Annotated in this window: 12 protein-coding genes; 7 read left to right on the forward strand and 5 right to left on the reverse strand. The window is 68.6% G+C overall.

Annotated features, from left to right (window positions below; translation table 11 throughout):
- Positions 1-738, reverse strand: a complete 738-nt coding sequence (locus NUG21_RS17565) for a CoA transferase subunit A (RefSeq protein WP_263391532.1) — start codon at positions 736-738, stop codon at positions 1-3.
- Between the two features lie 133 nt (positions 739-871).
- On the opposite strand from NUG21_RS17565, the gene NUG21_RS17570 reads away from it, so the two are divergent.
- On the forward strand, positions 872-2218 hold the full coding sequence (locus NUG21_RS17570; protein WP_263391533.1) for a phosphohexomutase domain-containing protein: 1347 nt from the start codon (positions 872-874) through the stop codon (positions 2216-2218).
- Positions 2219-2273: 55 nt separating this feature from the next.
- The gene (locus NUG21_RS17575) at positions 2274-3677 is read left to right on the forward strand and encodes a mannose-1-phosphate guanylyltransferase/mannose-6-phosphate isomerase (RefSeq protein WP_263391534.1); all 1404 of its coding nucleotides are present in this window, start codon (positions 2274-2276) and stop codon (positions 3675-3677) included.
- A gap of 83 nt (positions 3678-3760) precedes the next feature.
- On the opposite strand, the gene rfbD is transcribed toward NUG21_RS17575, so the two are convergent.
- Genes rfbD through rfbB form a run of 4 tightly spaced genes read right to left on the reverse strand, consistent with a single transcriptional unit; the run spans position 3761 to position 7228 of the window.
- On the reverse strand, positions 3761-4675 hold the full coding sequence (rfbD, locus tag NUG21_RS17580; RefSeq protein WP_263391535.1) for a dTDP-4-dehydrorhamnose reductase: 915 nt from the start codon (positions 4673-4675) through the stop codon (positions 3761-3763).
- A complete protein-coding gene (rfbC, locus tag NUG21_RS17585; RefSeq protein WP_019797144.1) occupies positions 4672-5229 on the reverse strand; it encodes a dTDP-4-dehydrorhamnose 3,5-epimerase in 558 nt (185 codons plus the stop codon). The genes rfbD and rfbC overlap by 4 nt, the downstream gene beginning before the upstream one ends.
- A complete protein-coding gene (rfbA, locus tag NUG21_RS17590) occupies positions 5226-6113 on the reverse strand; it encodes a glucose-1-phosphate thymidylyltransferase RfbA (RefSeq protein ID WP_263391536.1) in 888 nt (295 codons plus the stop codon). Before rfbA ends, rfbC begins: the two co-directional genes overlap by 4 nt.
- A gap of 59 nt (positions 6114-6172) precedes the next feature.
- Positions 6173-7228, reverse strand: coding sequence for a dTDP-glucose 4,6-dehydratase (gene rfbB / locus NUG21_RS17595; RefSeq protein WP_263391537.1), 1056 nt, complete (start codon positions 7226-7228; stop codon positions 6173-6175).
- 219 nt (positions 7229-7447) lie between these two features.
- Here rfbB and NUG21_RS17600 point away from each other — a divergent pair, with 219 nt between their 5' ends.
- The 5 genes from NUG21_RS17600 (at position 7448) to NUG21_RS17620 (ending at position 12950) form a co-directional block, all read left to right on the forward strand.
- Positions 7448-8194 (forward strand): electron transfer flavoprotein subunit beta/FixA family protein, encoded by a 747-nt coding sequence (locus tag NUG21_RS17600; RefSeq protein ID WP_017917125.1) that lies wholly within the window; start codon positions 7448-7450, stop codon positions 8192-8194.
- The gene (locus NUG21_RS17605; RefSeq protein WP_263391538.1) at positions 8194-9135 is read left to right on the forward strand and encodes an electron transfer flavoprotein subunit alpha/FixB family protein; all 942 of its coding nucleotides are present in this window, start codon (positions 8194-8196) and stop codon (positions 9133-9135) included. The genes NUG21_RS17600 and NUG21_RS17605 overlap by 1 nt, the downstream gene beginning before the upstream one ends.
- A 20-nt stretch (positions 9136-9155) precedes the next feature.
- On the forward strand, positions 9156-10133 hold the full coding sequence (locus NUG21_RS17610; protein WP_263391539.1) for a lysylphosphatidylglycerol synthase transmembrane domain-containing protein: 978 nt from the start codon (positions 9156-9158) through the stop codon (positions 10131-10133).
- A 121-nt stretch (positions 10134-10254) separates the two neighbouring features.
- The gene (locus tag NUG21_RS17615) at positions 10255-11643 is read left to right on the forward strand and encodes a UbiA family prenyltransferase (protein WP_263393116.1); all 1389 of its coding nucleotides are present in this window, start codon (positions 10255-10257) and stop codon (positions 11641-11643) included.
- On the forward strand, positions 11643-12950 hold the full coding sequence (locus NUG21_RS17620) for an FAD-binding oxidoreductase (RefSeq protein WP_263391540.1): 1308 nt from the start codon (positions 11643-11645) through the stop codon (positions 12948-12950). The genes NUG21_RS17615 and NUG21_RS17620 overlap by 1 nt, the downstream gene beginning before the upstream one ends.

Below are 12950 nucleotides of genomic sequence, written 5' to 3' on the forward strand. Positions count from 1 at the left end.
TCAGGCGTCCTTCTGGCGCAGGGTGCGCTGTTCGATGCGTTTTTCGGGATGCGGGTTGTACACGATGCGGTCGACGTAGATGCCCGGCAGGTGCACCTGGTCCGGATCCAGGCTGCCGGTCTCCACCACCTGCTCGACCTCGGCGATGCAGAGCTTGCCCGCCATCGCACAGGCCGGATTGAAGTTGCGCGCGGTCTTGCGGAACACCAGGTTGCCCGCGGCATCGGCCTTCCATGCCTTGACCAGGGCCACGTCGGCGCGCAACGCGGTCTCCAGCACGTAGTGCTTGCCGTCGAATTCGCGGGTCTCCTTGCCCTCGGCCACCACCGTGCCGTAGCCGGTGGCGGTGAAGAACGCGGGAATGCCGGCGCCACCAGCGCGCAGGCGTTCGGCCAGGGTGCCCTGCGGGTTGAATTCCAGTTCCAGTTCGCCGGCCAGGTACTGGCGTTCGAACTCCTTGTTCTCGCCGACATAGGACGAAATCATCTTGCGGATCTGCCGCGTCGCCAGCAGCTGGCCCAGGCCGAAGCCATCGACACCGGCATTGTTGGAAATCACGGTGAGGCCGCCGACGCCGCTGTCGCGCAAGGCGGCGATCAAGGCCTCGGGGATGCCGCACAGGCCGAACCCGCCGACCGCCAGGGTCTGGCCGTCCGCCACCACGTCGGCCAGCGCCGTGGCCGCATCGGGGAAAAGCTTGCCGCGCCGCCCGCCCGCAGGGGTAGAGGTGTCGCCCATTCGCCAGCTCCGCATTGGAATGTAGACAGCTAGTTTAGCCGCTCGGGGACTGCGACCCCCGCCGCACCGCCGCAACGACCGATTAAGCGCCGTAACGTTACACTCGGGTTTCCCCCAACTAGGACCCTCTTCCATGTCGCTTCCCGCATTCAAGGCCTACGACATCCGCGGCCGCGTTCCCGACGAACTGAACGAGGACTTGGCGCGCCGCATCGGCGTGGCGCTGGCGGGGCAGTTGGGCAGCGGCCCGGTGGTGGTCGGCCACGACGTGCGCCTGGCCAGCCCGGCGCTGCAGGCGGCGCTGTCGGCGGGCCTGCGCGCCAGCGGCCGCGAGGTCATCGACATCGGCCTGTGCGGCACCGAAGAAGTGTATTTCCAGACCGACCACCTGCAGGCGGCCGGCGGCGTGATGGTCACCGCCAGCCACAACCCGATGGACTACAACGGCATGAAGCTGGTGCGCGAGAACGCGCGCCCGATCAGCTCCGATACCGGCCTGTTCGCGATCCGCGACACCGTCGCCGCCGATACCGCGCCGGCCGCTGACCCGACCGCCGCCGAGCATCACCGTCCGGACAAGAGCGCCTACATCGAGCACCTGCTCAGCTACGTGGACCGCGCCACGCTCAAGCCGCTGAAGCTGGTGGTCAACGCCGGCAACGGCGGCGCCGGCGCCATCATCGACCTGCTCGCACCGCACCTGCCGTTCGAGTTCGTGCGCGTCTTCCACGAGCCGGACGGCCACTTCCCCAACGGCATTCCCAACCCGCTGCTGCCGGAGAACCGCGCCGCCACCGCCAACGCGGTCAAGCAGCACGGCGCCGACTTCGGCATCGCCTGGGATGGCGATTTCGATCGCTGCTTCTTCTTCGATGCCGATGGCCGCTTCATCGAGGGCTACTACCTGGTGGGCCTGCTGGCGCAGGCGATCCTGGCCAAGCAGCCGGGTGGCAAGGTGGTGCACGACCCGCGCCTGACCTGGAACACGATCGAACAGGTCGAGGAGGCCGGCGGCATCCCGGTGCTGTGCAAGAGCGGCCACGCCTTCATCAAGGAGAAGATGCGCAGCGAGAACGCCGTGTACGGCGGCGAGATGAGCGCGCACCACTATTTCCGCGAGTTCGCCTATGCCGACTCGGGCATGATCCCGTGGCTGCTGATCGCCGAGTTGGTGTCGCAGTCCGGCCGCTCGCTGGCGGACCTGGTCGAAGCGCGCATGCGCAAGTTCCCGTGCAGCGGCGAGATCAACTTCAAGGTCGCCGACGCCAAGGCGGCGGTGGCGCGGGTGATGGAGCACTTCGCTTCGCACGCGCCGGCGCTGGACTACACCGACGGCGTCAGCGCCGAATTCGCCGACTGGCGTTTCAACCTGCGCAGTTCCAACACCGAACCGCTGCTGCGCCTGAACGTGGAAACCCGCGGCGATGCGGCCCTGCTGGAACAGCGGACGCAGGAGATTTCCCAGTTGCTGCAGGCATGATGGCGTCTCGCGCTTTTCCCCTCCCCTTCCACGCATTCATGGAGTCCTTCCGTTCATGAGCGACGTCCTCCCGATCATCCTGTCCGGCGGTTCCGGCACCCGTCTGTGGCCGCTCTCGCGCGAGTCCTATCCGAAGCAGTTCCTGCCGCTCGTTGGCGAGCAAAGCATGCTGCAGGCCACCTGGCAGCGCGCGGCACCGGTCGCCGCGCACGCACCCATCGTGGTCGCCAACGAAGAACACCGCTTCGTCGCGGCCGAGCAGTTGCAGCAGATCGACGTAAAGCCGCACGCCATCCTGCTCGAACCCAAGGGTCGCAACACCGCGCCGGCGATCGCCGTGGCGGCGCTGGAGGCTTCCCGCGATGGCGCCGATCCGTTGTTGCTGGTCCTGCCCTCCGATCACGTGATCGGCGACGAAGCCGCCTTCCAGGCCGCGGTGCGCGTGGCCGCCGTTGCGGCCGAGCAAGGCAAGCTGGTGACATTCGGGATCAAGCCGACCGCACCGGAAACCGGCTACGGCTACATCAAGGCGGCGGCCGGCGACGGCGCGCGCGCGGTCGAGCGCTTCGTCGAAAAGCCCGACCTGGCGACCGCGAAAAGCTACCTGGCCTCTGGCGAGTACTACTGGAACAGCGGCATGTTCCTGTTCCGCGCCTCGCGCTACCTGGAGGAGCTGCGCAAGTTCCAGCCCGCCATCGCCGATGCCTGCACCAAGGCCTGGCAATCGGCCAAGCGCGATGCCGACTTCACCCGTCTGGACAAGGAGGCGTTCGCCGCCAGCCCCTCCGATTCCATCGACTACGCGGTGATGGAGAAGACCGCCGACGCGGTGGTGGTGCCGCTGGATGCGAAGTGGAGCGACGTCGGTTCGTGGTCGGCGCTGCTGGACGTGTCGCCGCAGGACGCCAACGGCAACGCGCACCACGGCGACGTGATCGAGATCGATTGCCGCGACACCTACGCCTACGGCTCGCGCCTGATCGCGATGGTGGGCCTGCAGGACGTGGTGGTGGTGGAAACCGACGACGCGGTGCTGGTCGGTCACCGCGAACGCATCCAGGAAGTGAAGGACATCGTCGGCAGGATCAAGGCCAACGGCCGTTCCGAGGCCACCTGGCACCGCAAGGTATATCGACCGTGGGGCGCCTACGATTCGATCGACAACGGCCAGCGTTTCCAGGTCAAGCGCATCACGGTCAAGCCCGGCGCCACGCTGAGCCTGCAGATGCATCACCACCGTGCCGAGCACTGGATCGTGGTCAGCGGCACCGCCGAGGTCACGCGTGGCGAGGAAGTGCTGCTGCTCACCGAGAACCAGAGCACCTACATCCCGCTCGGCGTGACGCATCGCCTGAAGAACCCGGGCAAGCTGCCGCTGGAGCTGATCGAAGTGCAGTCGGGCAGTTATCTGGGCGAGGACGACATCGTGCGCTTCGAGGACACCTACGGGCGCACCTGAGTTCGGCGTCCGCCGCGGAAACAAAGAGCCGGGCACTGCCCGGCTCTTTTTTTGCTGCGTGGCGTTCTGCCGCGTACGGCGGATCAGGCGGTCGGCGTTGCCGCAGCGAGTTCGCCGATCACCTGGCGCAGGCCATCGCGCCACTGCGGCAGTTCCAGCGCGAAATCGCGCTGCAGGCGCGACACGTCCAGGCGCGAATACGCCGGGCGCTTGGCCGGCGTCGGATACTCCGCGGTGGTGATCGGCAACACCCGCGGCGCGCGCGGCAACAGGCCCACCGCCACCGCCTCGGCGAAGATCGCCTCGGCGAAGCCGTGCCAGGTGGTCTCGCCGGCCGCGGTCAGATGCCAGGTGCCGGACGGCAGCGTCGCGCGCTGGGCCAGCACGCGTGCGGTGACATCGGCGATCAGCGCCGCCGGCGTCGGCGTGCCGACCTGGTCGGCGACCACCTTGAGTTCGTCGCGGTCGGTGCCCACCCGCAGCATGGTGCGCAGGAAGTTATGCCCGTGCGCGGCGTAGACCCAGGCGGTGCGGAAGATCAGGTGCTGCGCAGCGGATGCGCGGATCGCCTCCTCGCCGGCCAGCTTGGTGGCACCGTACACGCCCAGCGGCGCGGTCGGCGCGTCCTCGGGATAGGGCTGCGTGCCCTGGCCATCGAACACGTAATCGGTGGAGTAATGCACCAGCGGTACGCCGTGCGCCGCGCACCAGGCGGCGATCGCCGCCGGCGACTCGGCATTGGCGCGGTGCGCCGCCTCGGCGTCCTGCTCGGCGCGATCGACCGCGGTGTAGGCCGCGGCGTTGACCACCGCCGTCGGCCGCAGCCGGTCCAGCAGCGCGCCCAGCGTCTGCGGCTGGTCGAAGTCGGCGCGCTCGCAGGCGCTGCCGTCGGGCAACTGGCCGCTGCGGGTGGTGGCCAGCACCGGTCCCTGGCCCGCCAGCGCCCGCAGCAGTTCCTGCCCGACCTGGCCGTTGCCGCCGAAGACCAGCACGCTCATGGCTGGTAGACCGGCAGGCGCTCGACCGGGATATCGGCCAGGAACGGCGCAACTGCGTCCTTGCCCGACAGCACCGGCTCGGAGATCGGCCAGTCCACGCCGATCGCGGCATCGTCCCAGCGCACGCCGGCGTCGGCCTCCTTGACGTACACGTCGGTGCACAGATAGCTGAACACCGCCCGCTCCGACAGCACGGCAAACCCGTGCGCGAAGCCTTCCGGGATCCAGAACTGCTTCTTGTTCTCCGCGCTCAGCACCACCGCGGCCCAGCGGCCGAAGTGCGGCGAGCCGTGGCGGATGTCGACGGCGACGTCGTATACCTCGCCCTCCAGCACGCTGACCAGCTTGCCCTGCGGCCGCGGCCACTGGTAATGCAGGCCACGCAGCACGCCCTTGGCCGAGGTGGAGACGTTGCTCTGCACGAACTTGGTCGGCAGCCCGTGCTCGCCGAAACGCTCGGCATTCCAGGTCTCGAAGAAATAGCCACGCGCGTCGCCGAATACCGCCGGCTCGATCACCACGCAGCCGGGCAGATTGGTTTCAATCACTTTCACGGAACGGTTCCTCGTACAGCCAGTTCATGCAGGTAGTTGCCGTAAGCGTTCTTGCGCAGCGGAGCGGCAAGTTTCTCCAGCTGCGCCGCATCGATCCACCCATTCCCGAAGGCGATCTCTTCCGGGCAGCACACCTGCAGGCCCTGCCGCGATTGGATGGTCTCGATGAAGTTGGAGGCCTCGTGCAGCGACTGGTGGGTGCCGGTGTCCAGCCACGCATAGCCGCGGCCCAGCGCTTCCAGATGGAGCGCGCCGGCTTCCAGGTAACGGCGATTGAGATCGGTGATCTCCAGTTCGCCGCGCGACGAGGGCTTCAGCTCCGCCGCATGGTCGCTGGCCTGGCCATCGTAGAAATACAGGCCGGTGACCGCGTAGTTGGAGCGCGGCTTGACCGGCTTTTCCTCGATATCGATGACTTTGCCGGAGGCGTCGAACTCGGCCACGCCGTAGCGCTCTGGATCGTTGACCCAGTAGCCGAACACGGTGGCGCCCTGTTGCCGCGCATCGGCGCGACGCAGGGTCTCGGTCAGGCCATGGCCGTGGAAGATGTTGTCGCCCAGCACCAGGCAGCTCGGTTTGCCAGCGATGAAGTCGCGACCGATCAGGTAGGCCTGAGCCAGGCCGTCCGGACTCGGCTGCACCGCGTAGTGGATGTCCATGCCCCACTGCGCGCCATCGCCCAGCAGCGCCTGGAACAGCGCCTGCTCGTGCGGGGTGTTGATGATCAGCACCTCGCGAATCCCGGCCAGCATCAAAACGCTGAGCGGGTAGTAGATCATCGGCTTGTCGTACACCGGCAGCAGCTGCTTGCTGACGCCCTTGGTGATCGGATACAGCCGCGTGCCGGAGCCGCCAGCGAGAATGATGCCCTTGCGTTGTGTCATGAGGTCTTTCCTATGGAACGCCCGCACGTGGAGGTGCGGACGCATGCGAGGGACGCGGGTTATGCCGCGGTGCCGATCCGTTCCAGCCGGTAGCTGCCGTCGAGCACACCCTGCACCCAGTCCTGATGGCTCAGGTACCAGTCCACGGTGAGCGCGATGCCCTGTTCGAAGGTGTAGTGCGGCTCCCAGCCCAGTTCGTTCTTCAGCTTGGACGCGTCGATCGCGTAGCGGCGGTCGTGCCCGGGCCGGTCGGCGACGTAGGTGATCTGGCTGGCGCGCGGCTTGCCGTCTTCGCGCGGACGCCGCGCGTCCAGCAGCGCGCAGATCGCCTGCACCACTTCGATGTTCTGCTTTTCCGAATTGCCGCCGACGTTGTAGGTCTCGCCGACCTTGCCCTTGGCCAGCACGGTGCGGATCGCCTCGCAGTGATCGCCGACGAACAGCCAATCGCGCACCTGCTTGCCGTCGCCGTACACCGGCAGCGGCTCGCCGGCCAGCGCCTTGGCGATCACCAGCGGGATCAGCTTCTCCGGGAAGTGGTACGGGCCGTAGTTGTTGGAGCAATTGGTGGTCAGCACCGGCAGGCCGTAGGTGTGGTGGAACGCGCGCACCAGGTGATCGGATGCGGCCTTGGACGCCGAGTACGGCGAGTTCGGCGCATACGGCGTGGTTTCGCTGAACTTGCCGGTCTCGCCGAGCGTGCCATAGACCTCGTCGGTGGACACGTGCAGAAAACGGAACGCATCGCGCCGGCCCTCCGGCAGCGCCTTCCAGTGATCGCGCACCGACTCCAGCAGGCCGAGGGTGCCGACCACATTGGTCTGGATGAAGGCGCCAGGACCGTCGATCGAGCGGTCCACGTGGCTCTCGGCAGCGAAATTGACCACCGCGTCGGGCTGGTGCTCGGTGAGCAGGCGGCCCACCAGGTCGCGGTCGCCGATATCCCCGTGCACGAACACGTGGTCGGGATTGCCCTCCAGCGACGCCAGCGTGTTCAGGTTTCCGGCATAGGTCAGCGCGTCCAGGTTGATCACGCGTACGCCGCGCGCCACTGCCTCGAGCACGAAATTGCCGCCGATGAAACCGGCACCGCCGGTCACGAGCCAAGTCGCCACTGTATTTCTCCCGATTTCGCGCCGAAAGCGCGCCTTATGCAAACCTCGCAGGATATACGCTTTGTATGAACAGATCGTCGTCCGATGCCTCCGATGAAGTGCACCAAACCAGACCATACGCCCTCGCATGGTTCTCCGCGCCCGGTTAGAATCCTCCGACTGCCCCGTGCCAGCCGCCGCGGCCGGGCCTTCCCGCACTGCTGAAGGATCTCGTACACGATGAAAATCCTCGTCGCCTACAAGCGCGTGGTGGACTACAACGTCCGCATCCAGGTCAAGCCGGACGGCTCCGGCGTGATCACCGAGGGCGTCAAGCTCTCCGCCAACCCGTTCGACGAAATCGCCCTGGAAGAGGCGCTGCGTCTGCGCGACGCCGGCATCGCCAGCGAGGTGGTAGTCGCCACCATCGCCCCGGCCGACGCCGCCGCGCACCTGCGCAACGGCCTGGCGATGGGCGCCAACCGTGCCATCCACGTGGTCGCCGACGCGGCGATCCAGCCGCTGACCGCGGCGCGCACCCTGCTCAAGCTGGTCGAGCAGGAGCAGCCGGACCTGGTGATCCTGGGCAAGCAGGCGATCGACGACGACGCCAACCAGACCGGGCAGATGCTGGCCACGCTGTGGGGCCGGCCGCAGGCGACCTTCGCCGGCAAGCTGGTGGTGGCCGACGGCAAGGCGACGGTGACCCGCGAGGTCGACGCCGGCCTGGAGACCCTGGAAGTGGACCTGCCGGCGGTGGTCACCACCGACCTGCGCCTGAACGAGCCGCGCTTCATCAAGCTGCCGGACATCATGAAGGCCAAGAGCAAGCCGCTGCAGACGCTGGCCTTCGCCGACCTGGGCGTGGAGGCCAACGACAGCCTCACCACCACCCACTACGCCCCGCCGGCCAAGCGCAGCCGCGGCGTGATGGTCAAGGATGCCGCCGAACTGGTGGCCGCACTCAAGCAGAAGGGGTTGCTGTAATGGCCAAGATCCTCGTCGTCGCCGAACATCTCAACGGGCAGCTCAACGCCGCCACGGCCAAGTGCGTCAGCGCCGCGCAAGCGATTTCACCGGACGCCATCGACATCGTCGTGCTGGCCGCCGACCCGGCCGCGGTGGCCGCCCAGGCCGCGCAGATCGCCGGCGTCGCCCGCGTCCTCACCGTCGCCAACCCCGCCAACGAACACGCCATCGCGCAGGTGCTGGGCCCGCAGATCGCCGCGCTGGCGAAGGGCTACAGCCACGTGTTCGGCCCCTCCACCACCTTCGGCAAGGACCTGATGCCGGTGGTGGCGGCCCTGCTCGGCGTCAACCAGATCTCCGACCTGATGGCGGTGGACGGCGAATACGCGTTCAAGCGCCCGATCTACGCCGGCAACGCCATCATCAGCGTGCAGGCCCCGGCCGACCAGATCGTGGTCGCCACCGTGCGCAGCGCCTCCTGGCCGGAAGCGGCGCAAGGCGGCAGCGCGGCGGTCGAAGCGGCCAGCGTGGACGCGTCGCTGCCGAGCCACACCCGCTTCGTCGGCCTGGCCGCCGGCAAGTCTGACCGCCCCGACCTGCAGAGCGCCAAGCGCGTGGTCTCCGGCGGCCGCGGCGTCGGCTCGGCGGAGAACTTCCAGGTCGTCTACCAGCTCGCCGACAAGCTCGATGCGGCGGTCGGCGCCTCGCGCGCGGCGGTCGACGCCGGCTACGTGCCAAACGAACTGCAGGTCGGCCAGACCGGCAAGATCATCGCGCCGGAGCTGTACGTGGCGATCGGCATTTCCGGCGCCATCCAGCACCTGACCGGCATCAAGGACGCCGGCACCATCGTCGCGATCAACAAGGACCCGGAATCGCCGATCTTCGAGATCGCCGACATCGGCCTGGTCGGCGACCTGTTCACGGTGCTGCCGGAGCTGGAAAAGGCGCTGGGCTGAGCGGTCAGGGGGACCTGGGGATGATGCCGCACGGCGCCGACGGCGTGCCCGCGCCTCGCCACCGTGCGGATCATCTGGCGGTGTTCGTCGTGCTGCTGTGCGGCGGCTACCTGGCCGCCCTGTGGTGGGTGGACCGCGGCAACGGCACGTTCGCCAGGCTCGGCGCGGTCTGGCCGTTGCTGGCGCTCGCGGTGCTGCCGGTCTCGGCCAGCTACCTGTTCCGCTTCTGGCGCTGGCGCTGGCTGCTGCAACGACAAGGCCATGCGGTGCCGTTCTGGCTGGGCTGGGCCGCCTACCTGGCCGGCTTCGCCTTGACCGCCACCCCGGGCAAGGCCGGGGAATTGCTGCGCATCCGCTATTTCGCCCGCATGGGCGTACCGGCCGGGCGGACGCTGGCGGTGTTCGTGTTCGAGCGCGCCTCCGACCTGCTGGTGATCCTGGCGCTGTCACTGTTGGCCGCGCCGGTCTTCCCCACCCTGGGCACCCTCGCCGCGGTGGTGTTGGGCTTCGTCGCCCTGCTGTTCGGGGCCGCCGCCTGGCCGGCCCTGCTGGCGTGGCTGGAGGGCGTGGGCCGGCGCCTGCCCGGCCGCTGGCTTCGAAGGACGGCGCAGTTCGCCGTGTTCGCTGCCACGGAGCTGCGTGCCTGCCTCGGAACCGCGCAGATGGTGCGCAGCCTGATCGCGGGCGCGGGCGCCTGGGGCCTGACTTCAGCGGTCTTCGTCGGCTTGTGCCACGGCCTGGGCCTGCACCTGGACCCGCTGGTCGCGTTCGGCATCTACCCCCTGGCGATGCTGATCGGCGCGCTGTCCTTCGTGCCCGGCGGGGTCGGCACCACCGAGCTGGCGATCGTGCTGATGCTGGACCGGCTGGGCGTCGCCACCGCCGATGCGATCGCGGTGGCGGTGGCCGCGCGACTGGTGACGCTCTGGTACGCGGTCGCCGTGGGCGCCCTGGCGATGGGCGCGACCGAATTCCTGCAACGGCGCCAGCCCGACTGAGCGGGGCAAGGGCGTGTCACGGGTATAATCGCGGCCCCGCTATGCATCACCAGGCCGCAGAATGTCCGCTCCCCCCAGCTTTCCCGCCGATCGCCCGGCTGCTTCAGGGCGCGCGCTTTGCGTGGATCTGGACGGCACCCTGCTGAACTCGGACATCCTCTACGAGTCCCTGCTGGCCCTGCTGGCACGCAACCCGCTGTACGTGTTCCTGCTGCCGCTGTGGCTGCTGCGCGGCAAGGCCGCGCTGAAGCGCGAACTGGCTGCCCGGGTCACGCTTCCGGCCGAGACCCTGCCCTACAACGAGCACGTCCTGGAGTTGCTGCGCACCACGCCGCAGCGCCCGCGCGTGCTATGTACCGCCTCCGACCAACTGCTGGTCGCGCCGATCGCCGCGCACCTGGGCCTGTTCGAAGAGGTCATCGCCAGCGACGGCCAGCGCAACCTGTCCGGCCGCAACAAGGCCGACGTGTTGGTGCAGCGGTTCGGCGAAGGCAATTTCGACTACGCCGGCAATGGCCGCGTGGACCTGCACGTGTGGGACAAGGCCGGTGGCGCCTGGGTGGTCAACAACGGTAACGGGCTGCGCGCCGCTGCCGCACAGCGCACCACCGTCCACGGGCACTGGCCGGCGCCGCCGCGTGCGGGCGCCTGGCTCAAGGCGCTGCGCCTGCACCAGTGGCTGAAGAACCTGCTGGTGTTCGTGCCGCTGCTGACCGCGCATCGCTTCCTGGACGGCGCGTCGGTGCTGCAGTCGGTGATCGCCATGGTCGCGTTCGGACTCTGCGCTTCCGGCGTCTACGTGCTCAACGACCTGCTCGACCTCACGCCCGACCGCCAGCATCCGCGCAAGCGCAAGCGGCCGTTCGCCGCCGGCCGGCTGCCGCTGCTGCAGGGGCTGTTCGCCGCGCCCGCCTTGACCGTCGCCGGACTGGCGCTGTCGCTGGCCTGCAACCTGCAGTTCACTCTGGTGCTGCTGGCCTATTACGTGATGACGCTGGCCTATTCGCTGCGGCTCAAGCGCATCGTGATGATCGACGTGGTGCTGCTGGCGGCGCTGTACACCGTGCGCATCATCGGCGGCGCGGTGGCCATCGACCTGGAGCTGTCGTTCTGGCTGCTCGCGTTCTCGATGTTCATTTTCCTCTCGCTGGCGCTGCTCAAGCGCTACACCGAGTTGCACGCAATGCTGGGCAGTGGCAAGAAAAAGGCCAGCGGACGCGCCTATTCGGTGGAAGACCTTGTGCTGCTGCAATCGATGGGCGCGGCGGCCGGGTACATCGCGGTCATGGTCATGGCGCTGTACATCAACAGCCCGGCAAGCGTGGAGTTGTATCGGCATCCGAAGCTGCTGTGGCTGATCTGCCCGGTGCTGCTGTACTGGGTCAGCCGGGTCTGGATCGTGGCGCACCGCGGCGACATGCACGACGACCCGATCGTGTTCGCCGCCACCGACCGGGTCAGCCAGGTCGTCGTCGTGTTGTGCGGGCTGTTCGCGCTGAGCGCCATCTGATGGCCGACGCCGGGCAGTCCTGGGGGCGCTACCCACGGGCGACGCAAACGCTGCTGCCGATCGCCGACCGGGCGGCTGCGCTGCCGGCCTTCGCCGGCAATGCGCTTCCGCGGGGCAATGGCCGCAGCTACGGCGACAGCTGCCTCAATCCGGACGGCACCCTGCTGTGCGCGCGCGGCCTGGACCGCTTCATCGGCTTCGACCCGGCCTCCGGCCGCCTGCGCTGCGAGGCGGGGGTCACCCTGGCCGAGATCATCGATCTGGCGCTGCCGCAAGGCTGGTTCCTGCCGGTGACGCCGGGCACCCGCTACGTCACCGTGGCCGGCGCCATCGCCAACGACGTGCACGGCAAGAACCATCACCGCACCGGCAATTTCGGCCACCACGTGCTCGCCTTCGAACTGCTGCGCAGCGACGGCAGCCGCCGCCTGTGCACGCTGCACGACGATGCCGAGGGCTGGTTCGCGGCCACCGTCGGTGGACTCGGCCTGACCGGGCTGATCACTTGGGCGGAGATCCAGTTGCGCCGCGTGCCGGGCCCGGCGCTGGAGACGGAGAACATCCGCTTCGGCTCGCTCGACGAATTCTTCGCGCTGTCCGCCGCCTCGGCCGACAGCCATGAATACAGCGTCGCCTGGATCGACTGCCTGGCCAGCGGCCGCGCCCGCGGCCGCGGCCATTTCACCCGCGCCGATCACTGCGCCGGTCTGCCCGAGGAACGCCCGGCCTCGCCCGGCAAGGGCCTGGCGATGCCGCTGACCCCGCCGGTCTCGCTGGTCAACAAGCTCTCGCTGCGGCCGTTCAACGCGCTGTACTACTGGCGTCAGCCCGCGCGCAGCAAGCGCCGGCTGAGCCACGTGCTGCCGTTCTTCTATCCGCTGGACGGCATCCGCCACTGGAACCGCATGTACGGCCCACGCGGCTTCCTGCAGTACCAGTGCGTGCTGCCGCCGGCCACCGCGCGCGACGGCGTGGACGCGCTGCTGGCGGAAATCGCCCGCAGCGGCAGCGGCTCCTTCCTGGCGGTACTGAAGGAATTCGGCGACCTTCCTGCGCGCGGCATGCTGTCCTTCCCGCGCCCGGGCACCACGCTGGCGCTGGACTTCCCCAACGACGGCGCCGACGTGCTGCGCCTGCTGGAACGGCTGGACCGCATCGTCGACGCCGCCGACGGCGCTCTGTACCCTGCCAAGGACGCGCGCATGTCCGCCGCCTCGTTCCAGCGCGCCTATGCCCGCTGGCAGGACTTCAGCCGCTATCTCGATCCCCGCTTTTCTTCCGGCTTCTGGCGCCGGGTCACGGAGTGA

The sequence above is a fragment of the Xanthomonas sp. CFBP 8445 genome (genome assembly GCF_025666235.1).
GTDB classification, from domain to species: Bacteria; Pseudomonadota; Gammaproteobacteria; order Xanthomonadales; family Xanthomonadaceae; genus Xanthomonas_A; species Xanthomonas_A indica.

Bases quoted from the DNA above. Each gene is read 5' to 3' on its own strand.
- NUG21_RS17565 (WP_263391532.1), bottom strand. From the start codon at position 738: ATGGGCGACACCTCTACCCCTGCGGGCGGGCGGCGCGGCAAGCTTTTC.
- NUG21_RS17570 (WP_263391533.1), top strand. From the start codon at position 872: ATGTCGCTTCCCGCATTCAAGGCCTACGACATCCGCGGCCGCGTTCCC.
- NUG21_RS17575 (WP_263391534.1), top strand. From the start codon at position 2,274: ATGAGCGACGTCCTCCCGATCATCCTGTCCGGCGGTTCCGGCACCCGT.
- rfbD (WP_263391535.1), bottom strand. From the start codon at position 4,675: ATGAGCGTGCTGGTCTTCGGCGGCAACGGCCAGGTCGGGCAGGAACTG.
- rfbA (WP_263391536.1), bottom strand. From the start codon at position 6,113: ATGACACAACGCAAGGGCATCATTCTCGCTGGCGGCTCCGGCACGCGG.
- NUG21_RS17600 (WP_017917125.1), top strand. From the start codon at position 7,448: ATGAAAATCCTCGTCGCCTACAAGCGCGTGGTGGACTACAACGTCCGC.
- NUG21_RS17605 (WP_263391538.1), top strand. From the start codon at position 8,194: ATGGCCAAGATCCTCGTCGTCGCCGAACATCTCAACGGGCAGCTCAAC.
- NUG21_RS17610 (WP_263391539.1), top strand. From the start codon at position 9,156: ATGATGCCGCACGGCGCCGACGGCGTGCCCGCGCCTCGCCACCGTGCG.
- NUG21_RS17620 (WP_263391540.1), top strand. From the start codon at position 11,643: ATGGCCGACGCCGGGCAGTCCTGGGGGCGCTACCCACGGGCGACGCAA.